This window comes from Staphylococcus sp. 510, from assembly GCF_057219715.1.
Genome location: NZ_JBXVVK010000007.1, coordinates 13,086 through 35,930 on the forward strand (window position 1 = coordinate 13,086; position 22,845 = coordinate 35,930).

Below are 22,845 nucleotides of genomic sequence, written 5' to 3' on the forward strand. Positions count from 1 at the left end.
AAAGTATGAGTCAATGTTCTGATAAACTAATTTAATTATCATTCACAAAATAAACCGTCCATTCAAATCAACGAATGGACGGTTTTAATTATAATCTTAATATTTATTGTTAGGACTATGTTCTTCAGTCTGTTTGATTTCATCTTGTAAATCAGAAACAACAGATGAGCGACGATCTTGTTTATATGATGAATGTTCTTTTAAATGATCAGTTGAATCAGAGTCATGGGCATCATCATGGTTTTGAATGTCGTGTTTATTATCTTGATGTCTAGAATCTAATGCGTCTTTATGGTGGTCATGATCGTCTGATCTTGAACTATAATCATGATTAATTTCAGAATAATCATTGTCCTTATCATCGTTAACGTGATCTAAATAATTATTAGGTTCTACTTCGTCTAAACTTTGATTCGTCTTTTTATAAAAGATAGCACGAATGATTAAGCTTGAAATGATATAGATTAAACCAACCGCAGTTGTAGCTAAGGCGATGACTTTCATAGAGAATAAATCGCCAATTTCTTCACTAAACAAGAATACTAAACCAAATGACATTGCTGCGTGGAAAAGCGTAGCAATATAAATAGTACGTCCATTAGTGGCTCTAATTAACTCACCCACAATCATTGAGAAAGCGAATGTATATAAGAAATGATAGCCAGCGAATTCAAGGCCGTATGTTGTATTAGCATTAAATATAGAGTAAATGATACCTACAACAATACTAGCAAATAATGTGTTCATCTTAGTTTCAACGATGTGTTGCAAATATGAACGGAAACCAAATTCTACTACGAACGCCATAATTAAATGACCAATTAAAATTGCGAATATTGACACAGATAAATCAGATGCCTGTAGTAATATAAAACTATCTGCAAATGTATTGAAGCAGAACATACCGATAATAAAAATAAATAAAGGTATGATTAATGCGAGTAATAAACGCTCAATAACTTTGAGACTAAAAGTGAATTTTAAACTCGCCATTTGTTCTTTTTTATGTTTAAAGACAAGTAGACATATGATAGCTGCAATAAATGGGGAAAGATCTGTAATGTCGAATACAAAACGTTTCACCCCTAATGCTGCTTGGAAATCTCTAAGTATTATGAATAGGGCCATTGTTACGACAAAAAACACAAATATTGTCAGTGCCCATTGAAACCCAGAAATTCGATTGTTTTTCATTTTATGTAACCTCCATTACGGAAACAAGCAATTATTGTTTTATTTACAATTATACATCTTAAAAGATGATAGATAAATTGTCTATTTTAATTATCATCAAAATGTAATCGTAATGAATTATAAACGTAATTAAATTTAGGATAAACGGGAATATAAGAACAACATTGAATTAAGTATGTGCCAAAGTTATACTTTAATTATAAGGATAAAGCAAAGAAATCAAGGGGGAAGAACAATGTATCAACAAGCTGAACCAAGCTTATGGACCGGAAGATTAGATAGTGAAACAGATGCAAAACAATTTAGACATTTTCAAACTATTCAATTTAATGACTTAAGACAAGTAGAATTAGCATCTAAACAAAAAGGTGTTGGTATCTTAGGTTATGCGATTGATAAAGGTGTAGAACTAAATAAAGGGCGTGTAGGTGCAAAAGAGGGGCCTAATGCGATAAAAAAAGCATTCGCTGGCTTACCAGATTTGAATCAATGTGAACAAATCGTTGATTATGGAAATGTCGAGCATGATCATGACGCACTAATTGATACTCAAAAGGAATTTGCAGAATTAGCAGCCAAGTCTATTCATAATCATAAACAAACATTCTTATTAGGTGGTGGGCATGATATCGCTTATGCACAATATTTAGCGACTAGACAAGTGTATCCTAATGAGTCAATTGGGGTTATTAATATTGATGCCCACTTTGATACACGTGATGAAGGTGAATCCACTTCAGGTACGAGTTTTAGACAAATACTAGAACAAGATGACAATGCAGATTACATGGTATTAGGTATATCTCAAGGTGGTAACACACAAGGTTTATTCGACTATGCTAAAGAAAAAGGTGTATCATTTGTTTATGCTGATGAATTATTACATCAAGTATCACCACCGATTAAAGATATGATTGAACGATTTATTCACGATCATGATGTAATCATGTTTACGATTTGTATGGATGTTGTAGATAGTGCCTTTGCTCCAGGTGTAAGTGCTCCAGCAGTCTTGGGCATCTATCCACATACAGTGTTTGAATTAGCAAAGCGCATTGTCCCAAGTGAAAAGGTTAAATCAGTAAGTATTGCTGAAATGAACCCTAAATACGATCAAGACAATCGTACAGCGAAACTGATTGCGAATTTAGTGCATCACTTCTTATTATAAATTCCAATAATCAATACATTGTTCAATAAGAGAAAGTACTTGTTCAGAGTGCTTTCTCTTTTTTAAATAATTAATATAAATTTTGCGTCCTAAATTAGGGCGTATTTTAATGTAGTCTAAATTCCGTGTATTAAATGATTGGTAATAAAATCGAGGAATAACCGCATAACCAATACCTAAATGGACTAGATTAGTAGCGGATTCAAAACGATCAGATTCCATAATGATATTAGGGTGGATACCTACTCTATTAAAATAATCATCTAAGTGTTTACGAACTTGAGAATTTTTATTCGGCAAAATTAAAGGTAATTCATCCAATTGAATCGTTTTTTGCTTTGGAAATGCATCTTTAGGTGTTAGTAATATATAAGATTCTTTATATAATGCGATCGATGTAATATCTTGATGGCGTATTTCCTCGTTTGTTAAGGCAAAATGAACATTAAAGTTGGTAAGTTGCTCAATAGATTGATGTTGATCATGTACCTCATAAATACGGTATTGTTGATTAGGATAATGTTTGTGATGAGCATGAATGACATTGGCCATCCATTGACTCGTAGATTCTAAAATGCCCATTTTAATACGGGGTTCCGAAGACACATTTAAATCATACATTTTTTCAACTGTAGAACGATAGGATTCTACTAAATCCTCAGCATATTTATAAAACTGAATACCTTTTTCAGTGATTTTGATATCTTTAGTGGTACGCATAAATAAATCGTATCCTAAATCAGCTTCCATCTTTTTAATAGCTGCAGTTAAGGAAGGTTGACTAATATGTAAAAAATTAGCGGCTTTCGTAAAACTATTGTATTTTACAACGGCTAAAAAATATTCTAATTGAATGATTTTCATAGGTCATCTCCTATTTGTCATAGTTTTTATCTATAAATAATTAGTTTATTTATATTTGTTATCTATATCTTAGCATAATATAATATAGTTGTAACAACCTGATTAATAGTGATTGTTATCTTTTAAATAGTACGAATATTTAGAAGATAATGATTAAAGAGAAACTTAATTTATTTTTGGATTTTGATATTATTTCGGATGGGAGAGATAGTAATGAGAGAAATTCATGCAAAAAAAGGGTTAGATATCGAATGTAAAGGTTGGGAACAAGAAGCAGTACTACGAATGCTATATAATAACTTAGATCCAGAAGTAGCGGAGCACCCAGAAGAGCTTGTGGTATATGGTGGTATTGGTAAAGCTGCTCGTAACTGGAAAGCCTTTGAAGCTATTGAAAATACATTAAGAGATTTAGAAGCAGATGAAACAATGCTTGTACAATCTGGTAAACCAGTAGCGGTATTTAAAACACATGAAGAAGCGCCACGAGTATTAATTTCAAATTCAGTTTTAGTACCTGAATGGGCGAACTGGGATCACTTTAATGAACTAGATAAAAAAGGCTTAATGATGTATGGCCAAATGACAGCAGGTAGTTGGATTTATATTGGTTCACAAGGTATCGTTCAAGGTACTTATGAAACATTTGCTGAACTTGGTAATCAAGAATATCAAAGTGATTTAACTGGTACAGTAACACTTACTGCTGGATTAGGTGGTATGGGCGGTGCACAACCACTTGCTGTGACTATGAATAATGGTGTAGCTATTTGTGTAGATGTCGACGAAAGTCGTGTTGATAAACGTGTCGAAACAAAATATTGCGATATCAAAACTAACGATTTAGATGAAGCATTAAAATTAGCTGAAGACGCTAGACAAAAAGGGGAAGCTTTATCTATTGGATTAGTAGGTAATGCAGTAGACATTCACAAAGCTATTTTAGACAAAGGATTTAAGATTGATATTATTACTGACCAAACAAGTGCACATGACCCATTAAACGGTTATGTCCCACAAGGTTACTCAGTTGAAGAAGCTAAAAAACTACGTAAAGAAGATCCGAAAAAATATGTAGAATTATCTCAAGATTCAATGGCCAAACATGTTGAATTAATGCTTGAATTCCAAAAACAAGGTGCTGTTGCGTTTGATTATGGTAACAATATCCGTCAAGTTGCATATAACAACGGTGTGAAAAATGCATTTGATTTCCCAGGATTTGTGCCGGCATATATTAGACCATTATTCTGTGAAGGAAAAGGTCCATTCCGCTTTGCAGCGTTAAGTGGTGATCCAAAAGATATTGAACGTGCAGATGAAGAAATGAGAAAGTTATTCCCAGATAATGAAAAATTAATTCGTTGGTTAGATCTTGCAGAAGAAAAAATTTCTTACCAAGGTTTACCATCAAGAATTGCATGGCTAGGCTATGAAGAACGTGCCAAAATGGGTCTAGCACTTAATAAATTAGTGCGTGATGGTGAAATTTCTGCACCGATTGTTATCGGACGAGATCATTTAGATTCAGGTTCAGTAGCAAGTCCAAACCGTGAAACAGAAGGTATGCGTGACGGAAGTGATGCAGTAGGTGACTGGGCTGTACTTAATGCATTAATTAATACAGCAGCAGGTGGCTCTTGGATTTCATTCCACCATGGCGGTGGCGTAGGTATGGGTTATTCATTACATGCTGGTATGGTTGTTGTTGCAGATGGTTCAGAACGTGCAGATCGTCGATTAGGACGTGTATTAACTACAGATCCGGGTATGGGAGTAGTAAGACACGTTGATGCTGGTTATGACATCGCCATTCAAACGGCAAAAGATAAAGGCATCAAAATTCCAATGATTGATGAAGCAGGTGATAAATAATGAACGATTTAATTATTCAAAACATTAAAGAGCTTATTTTACCAAAATCAACTGATCGTCCTTTAAAAGGTGCAGAACTTGATCAACTAGATGTGATTGAAAATGGTACGGTCGTTGTGAACGATGGCAAAATTGTATATTCAGGACCACATACTGATAAATATGATGCTGAACAAGTGATTGATGCAACAGGTAAAGTTGTGTCACCATCATTGATTGATGCACACACGCACTTAGTTTTCGGTGGCTCAAGAGAACATGAAATGTCATTGAAACGTCAAGGTAAATCTTATTTAGAAATATTAGAGTCAGGTGGCGGTATTTTATCAACAGTTAAAGCCACACGTGACATAAGTGAAGAAGATTTATTCAAAAAAGCTGAACACGATTTACTAACAATGATTCAACATGGTGTTTTAGGTGTTGAAAGTAAAAGTGGTTATGGTCTAGATAAAGAAAATGAATTGAAACAATTAAGAGTATCTAATCGTTTAGCAGAGAAATACGGTTTAGATATGAGACACACCTTCCTAGGACCACATGCGGTTCCAGAAGAAGCAGAGTCTAATGAGGCGTTCTTAAATGAGATGATTGAACTTTTACCAGAAGTTAAAGAATATGCAGACTTTGCAGATATCTTCTGTGAAACAGGTGTATTCTCAGTTGAAGAATCTAGACATTATATGCAAAAAGCGAAAGAGGCAGGATTTAAAGTTAAAATTCATGCAGATGAAATTGATCCACTTGGTGGTCTAGAGTTAGCTATTGATGAAAATGCAATTTCTGCTGATCATCTTGTTGCTTCAAGTGCAGAAGGTAAAGCTAAATTAAAAAATAGTGACACAGTAGCCGTATTATTACCAGCTACGACATTCTATTTAGATAAAAACGATTATGCAGATGCAAGAGGCATGTTAGATAATGATGGGGCTATCGCTATTGCAACTGACTACAATCCTGGTAGTAGCGTAACTAATAACTTACAATTGGCAATGGCAATAGCCGCATTAAAATTAAAACTTTCACCAAATGAAGTTTGGAATGCTGTAACAGTTAATGCAGCAAAAGCAATTGATTTAGACGCAGGTACAATCAATGAAGGTGACAAAGCTAACATTGTTATTTGGAATGCGCCGAACCATGAATATATTCCTTATCACTTTGGTATTAACCATGCTCAAAAAGTGATTAAAGATGGTAGAGTCATTGTGGATAATGAATTTTCATTAGACTAGGACAAAGTGTTCATTGATATGACCGTGCCGACGTTGTCGGTACGGTTTTTTGTTTATAATAAAAGGAAAAAATATATTTTTAGAAAAGTTTGACAATTATGTTAGTATATATAGAAAAATAGTTTTAGGTTGAAAGGGATGGAGATATCAATGACTGGTTATACAGATTACGTGAATTGGCGACGTACATTTCACCAATTCCCTGAAATATCAGAGAAAGAATATGAAACTACGCAACGACTTAAACGTATATTAGAAGCACATGATATAAAAATTTTAGATTTACCGTTAGATACAGGATTAGTTGCAGAAATTGGACAAGGGGACCAAATGATTGCGATTAGAACTGATATAGACGCACTACCTATCAATGAGCAAGTTGAACATGAATTTACATCAACCAATCAAGGTGTCATGCATGCATGTGGTCATGATATTCATATGGCAAGTATATTAGGGGTTGCAACACAATTGAAAGCCCAAGAGAGTGAATTAAATGGTCGAGTGAGAATCATATTCCAAGCGGCTGAAGAGCTAGGTCATGGAGCTAAAAAGGTAGTAGATACAGGGGCATTAGATGGTGTGAAAGCAGTATTAGGATTCCATAATTATCCAACGATGGACATTGGTGACTTTGCTATAAAGAAAGGGCCTATTACGTCTGCTGTAGATCGCTTCGAATTTGAGATTAAAGGAAAAGGGGCACATGCTGCTAAACCAGAACAGGGTAATGACCCAACCGTTGCTTTAGGTCAACTGATTAATAGTTTACAAACGATTGTAAGTAGAAATTTATCTGCTTTTGATAATGCAGTTGTTACTATTGGTGAAATTTCATGTGGAAATACATGGAATGTCATTGCCGATCAAGCCTATGTACAAGGGACTGTCCGTTCATTTAAACCAGAACATAGAGCATATATCAAACAACGAATGAATGATATTGCTGATGGTTTAGCACGAACATTTAATATACAGGTAGATTGCCGATATACACGACTTCCTGGAACAGTAATTAATGATGATGAATTAACTGATATGGCGATAGAAGTAGCAAAAGATATCGGTTATCATGTCTCAATGATGGATTTACCATTAACGATTGGTGAAGACTTTTCAGGTTATACAGAAACGTATCCTGGTGTATTTGCATTCATAGGATCTAATAGTGAGTATGACTTACATCATCCTTTATATGATCCAGATGAGCGTATTTTAGAAAAAGTGCCAACTTATTTTGTGACACTGGCGAAACGTCTTCTGAATCAATAGTCACTATACATTGTATAAAGATAATATGATTAACATCTGGATAACCTTGGGTATATGACAACATATACAAATTGAGGAGATGAATTTAAAATGTCAGCACAAGATCCTAGAAATAAATTCAAATCAACAGACTATGAAAAACAAGAGCAGCCACTTCCAGGCTTGCAAAGTCAATTAACGCCTGAACCAGATTGCGGTGAGACATCATACGTCGGACACGGGCGATTAAAAGGATATAAAATGTTAGTCACAGGTGGCGATTCTGCCATTGGACGCGCAGCAGCTATTGCTTATGCTAAAGAAGGCGCAGATGTTGCGATTAATTATCTTCCAAGTGAAGACAAAGACGCACAAGACGTTAAACAAGTGATTGAAGAAGCGGGACAAAAAGCAGTGCTAATACCTGGTGATATACGTGATGAACAATTTAACTATGACATGGTCGAAGAAGCACATCAACAGCTTGGTGGACTTGATAATGTAACATTAGTCGCTGGACATCAACAATACCATGATGATATTCGAGGATTTGATACTCAATCATTTAAAGAGACATTTGAAACCAATGTATATCCAATATTTTGGACAGTACAAAAAGCATTAGAGTATTTACAACCTGGGGCATCAATTACTACAACGTCATCTGTTCAAGGATATAATCCAAGCCCTATCTTACACGACTATGCCGCCTCAAAAGCTGCCATTATCTCATTGACGAAAAGTTTATCAGAAGAGCTTGGCGCAAAAGGTATTCGTGTCAATTGTGTGGCACCAGGACCATTTTGGTCACCTTTACAAATTACTGGTGGACAACCACAACGTAATATTCCGAAATTCGGTAAAAATACACCACTTGGCCGTGCAGGTCAACCTGTTGAACTATCAGGAACATATGTACTTTTAGCATCTGAAGAATCAAGTTATACAACCGGACAAGTCTTCGGTGTGACAGGCGGCATTCAAATTAACTAATGAATAGCAGTTGGTCGATAAAGTGTTAATACTTTATCGACCATTTTTTTGTGACAAATTATATGATAACTATATCCAATTTTATTATGAATTTGGAATAAAAATATGTTTAATGTAAAATAAAAATATAAAATTATTAACCTTTTTAATGAATGGAATTTAATTAAAGAATACAGATATATCTAAGGGATAGGTAATTTATACGACAAATTGCAATAGAAATCTTATATCTAAAGGAGGTAATAACATGGTGAAAGATACGTTTATAAGGATTGCTCCGTTCATAATAGGTATAATCGCTATAGTTGTATTTTCGTTATTTACTACGAATCAATGGTTTTTAATCATTTTAATACTTTTATTTGCGCTTACCAATGCATTAAAAAATCTGTATTTTGTTAATAAAAATATTAAAAATCATATCATATGGATTAATAAAACAATCGACCGGTTATTAGGTATTATTATCGGTTGTTTATGGATTGTATTTTTTATGATGATATTATTTCAACAAAATTATACATGGATTACTTTCTTAATTGTATTGGTAACTATGACGTTTGTTTTTTATATAGAAACTAAATTACAAATTGATGATGATACGCAAAGGAAAAACCATCGAGATTATAAAGTGATCTCTCAACAACGTGAACGACAATTTAAAATACTGATGATTAGTATGACAACCATTTCTATTATTTTAATGATGGTATCACTTTATTTAAAATGGTGGGTCGCCTTTGGTATAGCTATTGCAATGTTATTCGTAGTTGCTGTTGCATTAATTATTTATGAAAAATATTTTACGACGAAGTTTTAATTTATGATTGACGTCATAGGAATTATCTTGTAACGTAAACGTTAAATATGAATCACTTATCAAGAGAAGTGGAGGGACTGGCCCTATGAAGCTTCGGCAACATTGAATCATGTGCCAATTCCAGTAACCTATCTAGGTTTGAAGATAAGGGGATAATCGTTGTAGATGGACCTCTTTTCTTTATCATAAAGAAGAGAGGTATTTTTTGTAAGGAAGTAGGTCTAATGATGAAAGAAACTAAAAAGGGTAATGCTTGGGCGTTATTTCCGTTATTATTATTTATGTTGTTATTTTTAGGTGTAGGTATCATCTCGGGTGATTTCACGACGATGCCGTTAAATGTTGCGATAACGATTACAGTAATCGTTGCTTTGTTGATGAATCGCAAAGAAAAATTTGCCACTAAAGTTGAAGTGTTTACTAAAGGTGCAGGTCATTCAAATATTATTTTAATGATGCTTATCTTTATTTTAGCAGGCGCATTTTCTACGACTACAGAGAAAATGGGTGGTGTGACTTCTACTGTAAATTTGGGATTGTCTCTCATCCCTGAAAATTTAATTATAGTAGGTTTATTTATCATTTGTATGTTTGTTTCTATTTCAATGGGAACATCAGTAGGCACAGTAGCAGCTATTGCACCAGTAGGATTTGGATTTGCACAAGCTACAGATGTATCTGCAGCTTTAGCTATGGCTACAGTTGTTGGTGGCGCTATGTTTGGAGATAATCTTTCTATGATTTCTGATACTACGATAGCGGCTGTACGTACACAACATACGAAGATGAAAGATAAATTTAAAGTAAACTTTAGAATTGTTTTGCCAGGTGCGATATTAACCATAGTTGTACTATTTTTCCTAACAAATGGAATTTCCATGGATCATTCTAAAAGTTATGATTTCCAATTAGTTAAAGTCATTCCGTATTTATTGGTGTTGATACTAGCGCTAGTTGGTGTCAATGTGATTATCGTCCTTATTGGTGGGACAGTTTTATCTGGAGTCATTGGCCTTATTGATGGCTCATTTGGTTGGAAAGGATTACTAAGTGCTGTATCTAAAGGAATTATAGGTATGGAAGATATTGCTATGATTGCCTTATTAATTGGTGGTTTAGTAGGACTTATTCAACATAATGGCGGTATAGATTGGTTGTTAAATGTAGTCAGAGGTCGCGTGAAATCTAAACGAGGAGCTGAAATAGGCATTGCCAGTTTAGTAAGTGTGGCAGATATTGCAACAGCTAATAATACTATTTCAATCATTATGTCAGGACCATTAGCTAAAAATATTGCAGATGAATATGATGTTGATCCACGTAAATCAGCTAGTATTTTAGATATATTTGGTGGGTGTTTCCAAGGCTTATTACCATATAGTCCTCAAGTGATTTCAGCTGCAGGAGTAGCGGGCATCTCACCATTCTTACTCGTTCCTTATAGTATTTATCCTATCATGCTTGGTGTATGCGGATTGATTGCTATTTTAATTGGTTATCCAAAATTAAAAAACAAAGCATAAAACGATTATAAACTGAGACGATTTAGTCTCGGTTTTTTAATTGATAAATAGAACAGTACAGAGAAAATGTTTCAAGTCAGCGTTTTAATGGTAAACTAGACTAAATGTGTAGAAGCGCAATCTTTTTTAATGTATAAATGTTTGGAAGTTTGAACAAATACGTTAAAATAGTATTAAGAGTGAAAGTAGGTGACTGAAAGTGGCAAAGTATAATGTGGAAAATGAATATGTAGAAATTGATATTGAACGTTTATTAAAATATTCACCAGAAACAATTTATGAAGCTTGGACGAAAGAAGATATTCTCAAACAATGGTTTATGACGTCGAAACGTACGAATAAATCATTTGAAGCTGATGTCCAAGAAGGTGGTAAGTATCGTATCGTTGATAGTAGAAATGGTAAACAAAATATTATCGAAGGTACATACGAAGAATTAGTCATGGATGAATTTATTAAAATGACAATAGGTATGCCAGGCTTAAGTAACGAGGAGGATATTATAGAAGTAGAATTCTTCGAACGTGAATCAGGTGGCACCCAAATGTTCTTCTATTATCAATCATATATGGAACGTGAAAGAAGATTAACCAATCTTGAATACAAACAGAAAAAGAAAGAATACCATGATTCAACTGCGCATGGATTTGAACTTATGTTTGACAAAATGAATGCAGTATTAGAAGAAATTGAAGAACAGAAAAATAATTAATTTGAATTAATCAATAGTAATATATAAGCCAGTAAATGAATTTAAGAAAGTTCATTTACTGGCTTTTTATCTTTATAGACAAAATGATTATTTGAGTTCACCTTTTTCTTTCCGTTCATTATATTTTCTGAGTAGTGTTTCAAAGAAAATATGATAACTAATAAAACTTGAATAATCAGTGCCATCATTTAAATAGAATGTATTACTAGATACATACACATTATAATTTGCTTGTTGGGCTAACGTATTATCTTTCATCGTTGTGACTGAGATAAAATATTTTTGTCTCAATTGCAATAGCTGTGTTACTTCTTTTAATTGATAAGTTTCACCAGATAGCGAAATGATAAAGAAAAGGTCTTGCGGTACGGTTTTGTTTAAGACCATTTTTAATTCGTGTTCATCATAAAGAATAATGATGTTTTTATGCATTGTTAATAATATTCTTTGTGCTTCTTCAGCCACATTGATTTGAGCTCTACCCGTTCCATATAAATATATCGTTCCAGCATCATTCATTTTATTAGTTAGTAGCTCATAATCTATACGATCTAAATAATTAAATGTATTTTCAATTTCCTGTCTAAATGATTCGATAGAGTCAGAAGGTAATTGATTTTTCTTTTCACTTTCAAATTTTAAAAATGATTTGAAGTCGCTATAACCATCAAATCCTAATTTTCGTGTAAAGCGATGTATTGTAGCGTTTGAAGCATGTGTATGTTGTGCCAAGTCTTGAATTTTTAAATTTTTACATAAATCAACATGGGTATTAACGAAATTCGCAATTTGTAAATCATTGTCATTAAGTTGATTAAAGTTCGCATTCACACGTTCATCTAGAAACATGACGACACCTCATTTATTAGTGTTGAAAAAATTTTCATCATAAGAAAACATAATCTGATTATACAAAATACTTTCAAAATGCGTCAATGACGTTGTGGTTATGTAAGCGTTTACTATATATTAGAAATAAGATATGACATTGAAAGGAATGATTTAAACTCATTTTCAATGTGGAACAGAAAGAAATTGGGATGTGGAGGTTATTATAATGAATGCAATCAAACGTTTTGGTAGTGCAATGATTGTACCTGTCTTGATGTTTGCTTTCTTTGGGATTGTACTGGGGTTTGCAACATTATTCAAAAATCCAACTATTATGGGTGGTTTAGCAGACCAACATACATTTTGGTTTAAATTTTGGTCAGTGATAGAGTCTGGTGGTTGGGTTATATTTAACCACATGGAAATTGTATTTGTAGTAGGGTTGCCACTATCTTTAGCTAAAAAAGCACCAGGCCACGCAGCACTAGCTGCATTAATGGGCTATTTAATGTTTAATACATTTATTAATGCGATATTAACACAATGGCCACATACATTTGGTGCCAATTTAGAAAAAGGTGTTGAAAATGTTACTGGCCTAAAAGCAATTGCTGGTATAGAAACATTAGATACTAATATTTTAGGCGGAATTATTATTTCAGGGATTATTACATGGATTCATAATCGTTATTATAGTAAACGTCTCCCAGAAATGTTAGGCGTATTCCAAGGATTAACATTTGTAGTGACGATTTCGTTCTTTGTGATGTTACCTGTCGCGGCAATTACTTGTGTGGTATGGCCTACAGTTCAACATGGTATTGCGTCAGTACAACACTTTATTATCGGATCAGGATATGTAGGTGTGTGGTTATATCATTTCTTAGAAAGAGTATTGATTCCAACCGGTTTACATCATTTCATTTATGCACCTATTGAAGTGGGCCCTGTCGTTGTCAATCATGGACTTAAAGCGGAATGGTTGCAACATTTAAATCAATTTGCAGAGAGTAGTAAGCCATTAAAAGAACAATTCCCGTACGGATTTATGTTACAAGGTAACGGAAAAGTATTCGGTTGTTTAGGTATTGCATTGGCAATGTATTCCACAACACCAAAAGAGAATCGAAAAAAAGTGGCTGCATTATTAATACCGGCAACACTTACAGCTGTAGTCGCAGGTATTACAGAACCATTAGAATTTACATTCTTATTTATTGCACCATATTTATTCGTATTGCACGCATTACTTGCAGCAACAATGGATACAATCATGTATGGTTTTGGATTAGTAGGTAACATGGGCGGTGGTGTTTTAGACTTCTTAGCTACAAACTGGATACCACTTGGTAAAGAACATTGGATGACATATGTGATTCAAGTGGTTATTGGTTTAATATTTGTAGGTATTTATTATGTATTATTTAGATTTTTAATATTGAAATTTGATATTCCGTTACCAGGTCGTCGTAAAAATGAAGAAGAAGTTAAACTATTCTCTAAACAAGATTACAAAGAGAAAAAAGGCGAAGGCAAGGCATCAAAGTCTCAATCAACTGGAAATGAATATGATGATAAAGCAGCTTATTATTTAGAAGGTCTAGGCGGTAAAGAGAATATTAAAGATGTTACAAATTGTACTACTCGTTTACGATTAACAGTTAATGATGAAAACAAAGTAGAAGACAGTAGTTATTTCACACATAATCAAATGGCACATGGTCTAGTTAAAAGTGGGAAAAGTGTACAAGTCGTAGTCGGTATGTCTGTACCACAAGTGAGAGAAGCATTTGAACACTTAGTATATGATAACGACGGAAAATAAATATATAAAAGGGATTCTGAAACATTGTAGTTTCGGAATCCCTTTTGTTTAATACTTGGATAAGTGGACGAATTATGAAATTCTTGCTTTATTAATCGCCTTAGATTTATATCCTGCTGAAAGAATATCTATGTTACGTGTTGCTACTGTATGTAGTAATTTAGAAAAAATATCAGGAGGACAAATGATACTTGCACAATTTTTATTTAATGTATAGCTGATATCATAATGATTCATATACATATTCATAATATCGATCACTTTGTCTTTGATAAATGCGTCTTGCAAGCCATCGATAGATAATTCAAATCGTTTAGCAGATTGGTACAAACGCTCTGAATCAAGTAATTCGTCTAAGTGCTTTGGTGATAAAATTTGGTAGATGGTAAAGTTATGAAAACTTAAAAAGGTAATAAAGTAAGGTAATTGTTGTTTAGGTAAGCTGACTTCTAAAGCGTACATACCTTGTTGTTTAAAGATTTGGTATTGAAATGATTCACAAAACTTAAGTTGTTTACAAAGCTTTGATAAAGATTTGCGTGATGATCGCGACTTTAAATCTGCGATATTGATGATATAGGTTTCAAATTTGTCTATCAACATGTTATGCCTCCCAATTGCTAACATTCGTACGTGGCTCAAATAATATATGGTTAAGTAGGATATTTGTTTTTTTATTTCGTTAAATTGATTGTACCACGCTTCTTTTTGATATTCACTAGGACTTTTGAATGAAGGTTAAGTAGAATATAGATGAGAAGCTAGTGAAATCAAGTGTATCATGGTGTATAGCATTTTATTAAAATCTCATTACAAAGAATTGATACATCTTAAAATATCGAAAAATTCTGAAAATGATATTGTTCATACTTCTGTGTTGTGATAATATTTGTCATTATTAATGATAAAGGATGTGTTTATATGTTGGACCGTATGAGTCAATTTGCGACTAAGACATTTATATTTTGGATGTTAGTGGCAGCTATAATCGGTTTTGTGTTTCCATCACAATTGTCTATATTAGGAGGATTTGTCCCTTACTTATTAGGTGTTGTCATGCTAGGAATGGGGATGACGATTGATCCCAAAGATTTTAAGATTGTTTTACAATCACCCAAACCTGTCATTATCGGAGTGATTTTACAGTTTACGATTATGCCAACATTAGCTTTTCTGATTGCCAAAGGTTTTTATTTACCACCAGAGATTGCAATTGGTGTCATTCTAGTTGGTTGTTGTCCAGGAGGAACATCTAGTAATGTCATGAGTTACTTAGCTAAAGCAAATGTAGCATTATCTGTAGCAATTACAAGTGTTTCAACACTGATTGCACCTTTTGTCACACCAGCACTGATTTATCTTTTTGCGCATGAATGGCTAAATGTATCATTCACAAGCATGTTGTGGTCTGTTGTTCAAGTGGTACTTATTCCAATTATCATTGGATTTATTTTCCAAAAGATAGCGCACCAATTTGCTCATAAAGCAGCAACAGCATTACCACTCGTGTCTGTTATTGCGATTTCACTTATACTGGCAGCCGTAGTTGCAGGTAGTAAAGCACAAATTTTAAAAACAGGATTGCTCATTTTTTTAGTTGCCATATTACACAATGTGTTAGGATATACAATTGGTTATCTATTAGCTAAAGTGTTTAAAATGGATTATCCAGATAAAAAGGCGGTTGCTATTGAAGTGGGTATGCAAAATTCTGGTTTAGCAGTTTCGCTTGCTACCGTTCATTTCAGTCCTTTAGCTGCCGTACCTGGAGCAGTGTTTAGCTTAGTACACAATATTTCAGGGCCTATTCTTGCTAAGTATTGGTCGTCTAAAAGTAAGCGTCTCTAATACACATTTGAGGGAAATGTAAAGAGTGATTATGTTAAAATATGAATCAATGAGCATGTTTAACTTAAGAGAGACAAAGGAGCATATATTATGTACAGAGCAGTTGTATTTGATTTTGATGGTACGATTATCGATACAGAAAAACATCTTTTCGATGTCATCAATAAACATTTAGCAAAACACAACGAAGCACCCATATCGTTAGCATTCTATCGTAGATCGATAGGTGGTGCAGCAACTGAACTTCATCAGTATTTAGAATCATTACTTGGTTTAGAGAAGAAAGAAGCAATATATAAAGAACATAATGATACAAGTAGCCAACTTCCAATGATTGCAACGATTGAAAAATTAATGGCATATTTAAAACAACGTCACATTCCAATGGCTATTGCCACTAGTAGTCATAGAGAAGATATACTGCCTACTTTTCATAAATTAGGTTTAGATGAATATATTGATGTCATTGTAGGGAGGGAAGATGTTTCTAATGTCAAACCTGATCCTGAACCTTATTTAACAGCGGTGCAACAATTGAATTATAATCCAACAAATTGTTTAGCAATAGAAGATTCAGTTAATGGCGCAACTGCTGCCAATTTAGCTGGATTGGATGTCATCGTTAACACTAATGTGATGACAGAAGAACAAGATTTCACTTCAGTGAACTATGTTGCCAAAGATATAGATTTTGATGATATTGTTCAACGCTTTTTCGAAGTGAAATAGGAGGTGTGTCATGTTATACACGATTCTTTTTTTTATAGCGGGCCCACTTATTATTGGGATAGGTAATTTAATCTTAGGTCCGATATTTAATAAACGTGTCCCATTTCATGTGCATGTAAGATCATTTGTAGTAGGAACAGCTATTTATTTGATTTTAGCTACAATTGGATACTTTCTTTTATTACAAGGTAAACTATAAAAAAAGCCCGTTTCAGATTGAGATCATTAACTCATTTAGAAACGGGTTTCTTCATATATCAAATAAGTTGCTACATGACTTTTAATAGTAATGTAACTAAAATTAATACGATCAAAATCGCATCAATACCAACCATTATGGCAAAACGTGTTGTCTTTTGACCTTGTGATTTTGCTAATTTCATGGCTTTATAATTCGGTATAAAACTTATAATTAATAAAATTAAAATGATGACGCCAATCAATACTGACATTAACGTTGACCTCCATTTCGTTTTTCAATATATTCCCAAATAAAACCAGCTAAGATACCGATAACGATTCCTATTATAACGCCTGTTTGAATCTGTGATATCAATGCACCAATCATTAAACCAATAATGATTGCTATAGGTAATGTGGTACCAAATTTTATTTTTCTCTCTGGAGAATCTAAAACAGTAAAAGCAAATACATAAATTAAAAAGAATGCAACTGCAGCTAATATAGATTTACCAATAAGTGGTATTAAATTCGGGTTTTTAACTGAAAAATAATTGAGTAAGAAAAAGATAATTAAAAATATAGCTGAAATTTTAAATGCTTTTTTAATTAATGTTTGACTCATAACGAACTCCTTAATGATGATATGAAAAGTATATCATAAACCATAATTGTAGAAACGTTAAAGATACTTAATTGGATATATAAGTAAGACTTTAAATCATCTAAATAAGAAAATCTAAAACAGTAACTGTTATCCTATTTCAAAATTAAAAAAGTCTTGTATGATGTTCTTTTTAATAAAAATTATAAAATAGGTTGTTTATTGTAAATGTAGTAAAATTGCGGTTTTGCAAAAGACTGTTATGTCAGTTTTGTAAGCGATTTCAATAAATTGTTAAAATATTGTTTCAATTTCGTCATTTTATAGTATAATTGCGTAAATAAGATTATTATTATTTTATCTTAGTAAAAAGAGGTGGGTTATTGTTATGGAGAATAATGAATTAAAAAGGGGATTGAGTGCACGTCAGATGCAAATGATCGCACTTGGCGGTACGATTGGTGTAGGTTTGTTTATGGGAGCAACAAGCACCATTAAATGGACTGGACCATCAGTGATATTTGCATATTTAATTGCGGGTATATTTTTATTCTTAATTATGCGAGCAATGGGAGAAATGATATATATTAATCCGACAACAGGTTCATTTGCTACGTTTGCAAGTGATTACATACATCCAGCAGCAGGTTATATGACCGCTTGGAGTAATATATTCCAATGGGTTGTTGTTGGTATGAGTGAAGTAATAGCAGTAGGAGAATATATGAATTATTGGTTCCCGAACTTGCCAGCTTGGATTCCGGGAATTATAGCAGTTCTATTATTAACAGCAGCTAACTTAGTATCCGTTAAAGCATTCGGTGAATTTGAATTTTGGTTTGCATTGATTAAAGTTGTAACTATTATTTTAATGATTATTGCTGGATTTGGATTAATTTTATTCGGAATTGGGAATGGAGGACACCCTGTCGGGATTTCTAATTTATGGTCACACGGTGGATTTATGCCAAATGGTATTGTAGGATTCTTCTTTGCATTATCTATTGTCATTGGTTCATATCAAGGGGTAGAATTAATTGGTATTTCAGCAGGAGAAACAAAGGATCCACAAAAAAATATTGTCAAAGCAGTTAATGGTGTCATTTGGCGTATATTAATTTTCTATCTAGGCGCTATCTTTGTTATCGTATCAGTTTATCCGTGGGATGAATTAGGAAACATCGGTAGCCCATTCGTAGCAACATTTGCTAAAGTAGGGATTACATTTGCAGCTGGATTAATTAACTTTGTTGTATTAACAGCAGCAATGTCTGGTTGTAACTCAGGTATCTTCAGTGCGAGCCGTATGATTTATACATTAGCACGTAAAGGTCAATTACCTAAGATATTCACTAAAGTAATGAAAAACGGAGTACCATTATATACAGTATTAGCGATTTCTACAGGTATTTTAATTGGTGCATTATTAAATGTTATATTACCAATGTTCATAAAAGGTGCGGATAGTATTTTCGTATATGTATACAGTGCATCTATTTTACCTGGTATGATTCCTTGGTTTATGATTTTATTTAGCCATATTCGTTTTAGAAAATTACATCCTGAAGAAACGAAAAACCATCCATTCAAAATGCCTGGTGGTATGGTGGCAAGTTACTTAACAATTGCATTCTTAGTTATTGTTCTAATTGGAATGTTATTTAACAAAGAAACAGTAGTTTCTGTAGTGATTGGTATTATATTCTTAGCTATCGTTACTATTTATTATTTCATTAGATATAATAAAGCAGAACAACAAGCAAAAAAAATAATACATTAAAATAGTGTGAATTTTAGAGAGGTTGAGACATAAAGTTTTTGTGCTTTGGGAAACCGATTAACGGGGGCCTTAAAGAAGGATTTTCTGTAGGAAATCCTAAACGCTTTTGTCCTAACCTCTTTTTTCTTTCGAGCTATAGAATTGAAAAAGATACAGTCTAGACACTCATTAATGTCTAAACTGTATCTTTTTTAATGTTTGAAATCAATATTGGAAAGATGCTTTCTATAATTATCTAATGCCATTTTTGATTGTGTAATGAAGTCTAACGACGATTGATAATTAAGTGCTATATAACGATAATACAGTATATCAATCGTAAACATTTGTGCAAATAATGATGTAGTCGCACCCATTCGCATTTCATTTTCGTCAGATTGTCCATAATCTAATACAATATCTGACATTTGAGAAATAATATTTTTTGATGAACTTGTAATTGTAATAATTGGAATATGATAGTCTACTACAACTTTAGCAATGGCTTGCATTTCACTTTGCATTCCATTATTAGTGATGAAAACCACACAATCTCGACTATTACAAGACGCTAACATAGTAGTGAAAATATGTGTCTCTTGTACAAGTTGTACATTCATTCCAATGCGAGATAGCTTTTGATATAAATCAGTTGCAACGACAAATGAAGCGCCATAACCATATATGAAGATGCGATTCGATTGTTTGAATTGATCACAAATACGATCAATGGTTTTATCGTTCAGTGCTTCATTGGCATTATTCAAAGCGCCTTTAGCACGTGAATGCATCTTCTTTTTTAGCGACGCTGTACTCTCATTGTCTACTAATTCCACATTATAGACCGTTGTTTCTTTTGGTAAATATTTAGATAAGTCAATTTTTAATTCGTGGAAACCACCTTCAGTGACTTTTTTGCTAAATCGAATAATTGAAGATGGACTTGTATCTAGTTCTTGTGCTAGATCTTGGGAATTCATCTGCACAACATGGTGTGGTGCATTCAAAATATAATTTGCTATTTTTTTCTCATTTTTTGTTAAATAGGGATACTGGTTATCTATTTCATATAAAATGTTTGTCATTTTAATCACCCAGTTTATTAGAGTTTCTCATTTCTTTTGTTGTTCCGAATAAATAAGTCATGATAAATCCACCGATATAAGCTGACAGTAACCCAGCTATATAACCTAAATACATATTATCTGATATCAGCGGTAATAGAGATAAGCCACTAGGTCCTACAGCTTTAGCTCCGATATGGCCAATGCCACCAATGACGGCCCCTCCAATACCTCCACCAATACAAGCAGTGAAGAATGGTCTTCCAAGTGGTAAGGTAACACCGTAAATCAGTGGTTCACCAATACCTAAGAAACCAACAGGTAATGCACCTTTTAATGTGTTTCTCAGTGGTTGATTATGTCGACATCGAACCCATAATGCTAATGCAGCACCAACTTGACCCGCACCAGACATTGCAGCTATTGGTAGTAAATAGGTTGCACCAGTACTGTTTATGAGCTCAATATGAATTGGCGTGAAAATATGGTGAAGACCTAACATCACTAATGGGAGGAAAAATGCACCAATGATAAATCCACTAAAGATGCCACCAACGTCTATTACCCAATTGACGACATGAACTAAACCATCTGATACAAACCCAGCAATTGGCATTATAATGAAAATAGTTAATAATCCAACCCCGAGTAGTGAAAGTGTTGGTGTGACAATAATATCAATAGCATTTGGTGTTACTTTATGTAGTTTTTTCTCAATGATACTTAGTATCCAAACAGCAAATATAACACCTATAATGCCACCTTGACCAGCAACGAGTGGTTCACCTGTGAAAATATTTTGAATTGGATTTTCATCAGTAAGACCGGTTAATAGTGTTGTACCACCAATAACACCACCTAAACCAGGCGTCGCGCCAAATACTTTAGCACTATTAATACCAGTGAAAATGGCTAAATATGCTAACATACCGTCTTTAATCACATTTAATATAGTTACGAGTTGTTTCATAAAATCCCCAGAAATCATATGGGCAGTAAGCATATTGTTGAGCACAGCTGCAATACCACCGATTAAACCTGCACCAATAAATGCGGGGATTAAAGGAATAAAGATATTTGAAATTGATTTCAAGAAACGTTGCCACTTACTTTGTTTCCTTGATTTTTGGTAGTGCTTTTTATTTTCTTTTGCAAGTGCTTTCGCTTGAGATTGATAACTTTGATTGTCCGAATAGGAGATATCTTCACCTAACGGTACATGGCTGTAATCTGCCATATGTCCTGCCACTTTCTCTACTACACCGGGACCCACAATGATTTGAAGTGTTTCATCTTCAACGATGCCTATGACACCTTCTATTTGATGTAACTCATCATAATTGACTATATCTGGATTCTTAATGGATAACCGCACTCTAGTCATACAGTGCATGATACGCTGTATATTATGCATTCCACCTACAGCATTGATGATTTCTTGTGCGAGTCTGTCTTCTTTACTCATAGAATTAGCCCCCTTAACCTTTGATGGCTTGCTTAATCACTCCATTATGTTTTAATAATTTGTTTTGTGCATCATCTTTAGTTGTGTCACATAAATACATCATAACAGCAGTTTTAATGTTTTGATCGGCTTTTTCATAGAGTAACTTGGCTTCTTCGTCATTTAAATCACATATATCTTTAATAATTCGAATTGAACGTTGAATTAATTTTTGATTTGTTGGTTTCAAATCGACCATTAAGTTATCGTAAACTTTACCAACACCAATCATCGTCATGGTAGATATCATATTGAGGATGAGTTTTTGGGCAGTGCCTGATTTTAAGCGAGTTGAACCGGTTAATACTTCTGGTCCAACAGGTACTTCTAATGCATATTGTGATAACTTACTCATCTCACTGTTAGTGTTGCAAGAAAGAGATACGCTTACGGCACCAACCTCGTTTGCAAAGGCTAACGCTGCTTTAACGTAAGGTGTACGTCCACTAGCAGAAATACCTATTACTATGTCTTTTTTAGATAGTTGAATTGCCTTTAAATCATCTTTACCTTGTTCTTCATTATCCTCCGCACCTTCAACAGCTTCTGTCATAGCCTTACTTCCACCGGCAATAATTCCTATGACTTCATCGGGTGAAGTATTAAATGTAGGTACACATTCTGCTGCATCTAAAACACCTAATCTACCACTTGTACCTGCACCAATGTATATCAATCGACCATGTTGCTTGAATTTAGAGATCGCTTCTTTGATAACTTTTGTTAATTCAGGAATGATCGGTTCTATTGCTTTAGGAACGAATTGATCTTCGTCATTCATCGTTATAAGTGCTTCTTGAATTGACATTTCATCTAAATGCATGGTCTCTGTATTACGTGATTCAGTCGTTAAATGATTCAAT

General features: G+C 33.6%; 22 protein-coding genes and 1 riboswitch. Of the genes, 13 read left to right on the plus strand and 9 right to left on the minus strand.

Annotated features, from left to right (window positions below; translation table 11 throughout):
- Positions 1-96 precede the first annotated feature (96 nt).
- Positions 97-1,194 carry a peptidoglycan release complex CPBP-like subunit SdpC gene (gene sdpC, locus AC2D8K_RS06570; protein WP_484698285.1) on the minus strand — a complete coding sequence of 366 codons (1,098 nt, stop codon included), beginning with the start codon at positions 1,192-1,194 and terminating at the stop codon, positions 97-99.
- 235 nt (positions 1,195-1,429) lie between these two features.
- Here sdpC and hutG point away from each other — a divergent pair, with 235 nt between their 5' ends.
- Positions 1,430-2,365 (plus strand): formimidoylglutamase, encoded by a 936-nt coding sequence (hutG, locus tag AC2D8K_RS06575; protein WP_002451965.1) that lies wholly within the window; start codon positions 1,430-1,432, stop codon positions 2,363-2,365.
- Here hutG and AC2D8K_RS06580 read toward each other — a convergent pair.
- Positions 2,360-3,229 (minus strand): LysR family transcriptional regulator, encoded by an 870-nt coding sequence (locus tag AC2D8K_RS06580; RefSeq protein ID WP_002451966.1) that lies wholly within the window; start codon positions 3,227-3,229, stop codon positions 2,360-2,362. The two genes, hutG and AC2D8K_RS06580, sit on opposite strands and share 6 nt — an antisense overlap.
- 213 nt (positions 3,230-3,442) lie before the next feature.
- On the opposite strand from AC2D8K_RS06580, the gene hutU reads away from it, so the two are divergent.
- The 7 genes from hutU (at position 3,443) to AC2D8K_RS06615 (ending at position 11,638) form a co-directional block, all read left to right on the plus strand.
- On the plus strand, positions 3,443-5,104 hold the full coding sequence (gene hutU, locus AC2D8K_RS06585; RefSeq protein ID WP_002451967.1) for a urocanate hydratase: 1,662 nt from the start codon (positions 3,443-3,445) through the stop codon (positions 5,102-5,104).
- Complete coding sequence (gene hutI, locus AC2D8K_RS06590) at positions 5,104-6,339, plus strand: imidazolonepropionase (protein ID WP_002451968.1); 1,236 nt, start codon at positions 5,104-5,106, stop codon at positions 6,337-6,339. Before hutU ends, hutI begins: the two co-directional genes overlap by 1 nt.
- 150 nt (positions 6,340-6,489) lie before the next feature.
- Positions 6,490-7,611, plus strand: coding sequence for an amidohydrolase (locus AC2D8K_RS06595; RefSeq protein WP_145505502.1), 1,122 nt, complete (start codon positions 6,490-6,492; stop codon positions 7,609-7,611).
- A gap of 90 nt (positions 7,612-7,701) precedes the next feature.
- Positions 7,702-8,583, plus strand: a complete 882-nt coding sequence (locus tag AC2D8K_RS06600; protein ID WP_002451970.1) for an SDR family oxidoreductase — start codon at positions 7,702-7,704, stop codon at positions 8,581-8,583.
- 247 nt (positions 8,584-8,830) lie between these two features.
- Positions 8,831-9,403: a hypothetical protein gene (locus AC2D8K_RS06605; protein WP_002451971.1), complete on the plus strand. Its 573-nt coding sequence runs from the start codon at positions 8,831-8,833 to the stop codon at positions 9,401-9,403.
- A gap of 53 nt (positions 9,404-9,456) precedes the next feature.
- A riboswitch (SAM riboswitch) is annotated at positions 9,457-9,554 on the plus strand.
- Positions 9,555-9,630: 76 nt separating this feature from the next.
- Complete coding sequence (locus tag AC2D8K_RS06610; RefSeq protein WP_037552513.1) at positions 9,631-10,926, plus strand: Na+/H+ antiporter NhaC family protein; 1,296 nt, start codon at positions 9,631-9,633, stop codon at positions 10,924-10,926.
- Between the two features lie 199 nt (positions 10,927-11,125).
- Positions 11,126-11,638, plus strand: coding sequence for an SRPBCC family protein (locus AC2D8K_RS06615; protein WP_002451973.1), 513 nt, complete (start codon positions 11,126-11,128; stop codon positions 11,636-11,638).
- A gap of 87 nt (positions 11,639-11,725) precedes the next feature.
- On the opposite strand, the gene AC2D8K_RS06620 is transcribed toward AC2D8K_RS06615, so the two are convergent.
- Positions 11,726-12,487 carry a MurR/RpiR family transcriptional regulator gene (locus tag AC2D8K_RS06620; RefSeq protein WP_002451974.1) on the minus strand — a complete coding sequence of 254 codons (762 nt, stop codon included), beginning with the start codon at positions 12,485-12,487 and terminating at the stop codon, positions 11,726-11,728.
- A 208-nt stretch (positions 12,488-12,695) separates the two neighbouring features.
- Here AC2D8K_RS06620 and AC2D8K_RS06625 point away from each other — a divergent pair, with 208 nt between their 5' ends.
- Entirely contained in the window at positions 12,696-14,294 is a 1,599-nt protein-coding gene (locus tag AC2D8K_RS06625) for an alpha-glucoside-specific PTS transporter subunit IIBC (protein ID WP_002451975.1), read from the plus strand.
- Between the two features lie 72 nt (positions 14,295-14,366).
- Here the strand turns inward: AC2D8K_RS06625 and AC2D8K_RS06630 are convergent, their stop codons facing one another.
- Positions 14,367-14,897: a hypothetical protein gene (locus AC2D8K_RS06630; protein WP_002451976.1), complete on the minus strand. Its 531-nt coding sequence runs from the start codon at positions 14,895-14,897 to the stop codon at positions 14,367-14,369.
- A gap of 318 nt (positions 14,898-15,215) precedes the next feature.
- Here AC2D8K_RS06630 and AC2D8K_RS06635 point away from each other — a divergent pair, with 318 nt between their 5' ends.
- The 3 genes from AC2D8K_RS06635 to AC2D8K_RS06645 all read left to right on the plus strand — a co-directional run bounded on the left by AC2D8K_RS06635 (position 15,216) and on the right by AC2D8K_RS06645 (position 17,070).
- Positions 15,216-16,142, plus strand: coding sequence for a bile acid:sodium symporter family protein (locus AC2D8K_RS06635; protein ID WP_484698288.1), 927 nt, complete (start codon positions 15,216-15,218; stop codon positions 16,140-16,142).
- 90 nt (positions 16,143-16,232) lie between these two features.
- Positions 16,233-16,871, plus strand: a complete 639-nt coding sequence (locus AC2D8K_RS06640; protein ID WP_002451978.1) for an HAD family hydrolase — start codon at positions 16,233-16,235, stop codon at positions 16,869-16,871.
- 10 nt (positions 16,872-16,881) lie between these two features.
- The gene (locus AC2D8K_RS06645; protein ID WP_002451979.1) at positions 16,882-17,070 is read left to right on the plus strand and encodes a hypothetical protein; all 189 of its coding nucleotides are present in this window, start codon (positions 16,882-16,884) and stop codon (positions 17,068-17,070) included.
- Between the two features lie 70 nt (positions 17,071-17,140).
- Here the strand turns inward: AC2D8K_RS06645 and AC2D8K_RS06650 are convergent, their stop codons facing one another.
- Entirely contained in the window at positions 17,141-17,323 is a 183-nt protein-coding gene (locus tag AC2D8K_RS06650; RefSeq protein WP_002451980.1) for a hypothetical protein, read from the minus strand.
- A complete protein-coding gene (locus AC2D8K_RS06655; RefSeq protein ID WP_002451981.1) occupies positions 17,323-17,676 on the minus strand; it encodes a hypothetical protein in 354 nt (117 codons plus the stop codon). The genes AC2D8K_RS06650 and AC2D8K_RS06655 overlap by 1 nt, the downstream gene beginning before the upstream one ends.
- A gap of 367 nt (positions 17,677-18,043) precedes the next feature.
- Here AC2D8K_RS06655 and AC2D8K_RS06660 point away from each other — a divergent pair, with 367 nt between their 5' ends.
- Entirely contained in the window at positions 18,044-19,435 is a 1,392-nt protein-coding gene (locus AC2D8K_RS06660) for an amino acid permease (RefSeq protein ID WP_002451982.1), read from the plus strand.
- 191 nt (positions 19,436-19,626) lie between these two features.
- Here the strand turns inward: AC2D8K_RS06660 and AC2D8K_RS06665 are convergent, their stop codons facing one another.
- The 3 genes from AC2D8K_RS06665 to murQ are packed head-to-tail and all read right to left on the minus strand — an operon-like array spanning position 19,627 to position 22,844.
- The gene (locus AC2D8K_RS06665; protein ID WP_002451983.1) at positions 19,627-20,499 is read right to left on the minus strand and encodes a MurR/RpiR family transcriptional regulator; all 873 of its coding nucleotides are present in this window, start codon (positions 20,497-20,499) and stop codon (positions 19,627-19,629) included.
- Between the two features lies 1 nt (position 20,500).
- Positions 20,501-21,943, minus strand: a complete 1,443-nt coding sequence (locus AC2D8K_RS06670) for a PTS transporter subunit EIIC (protein WP_002451984.1) — start codon at positions 21,941-21,943, stop codon at positions 20,501-20,503.
- 13 nt (positions 21,944-21,956) lie between these two features.
- The gene (gene murQ, locus AC2D8K_RS06675) at positions 21,957-22,844 is read right to left on the minus strand and encodes an N-acetylmuramic acid 6-phosphate etherase (protein ID WP_002451985.1); all 888 of its coding nucleotides are present in this window, start codon (positions 22,842-22,844) and stop codon (positions 21,957-21,959) included.
- Position 22,845: the final 1 nt, after the last annotated feature.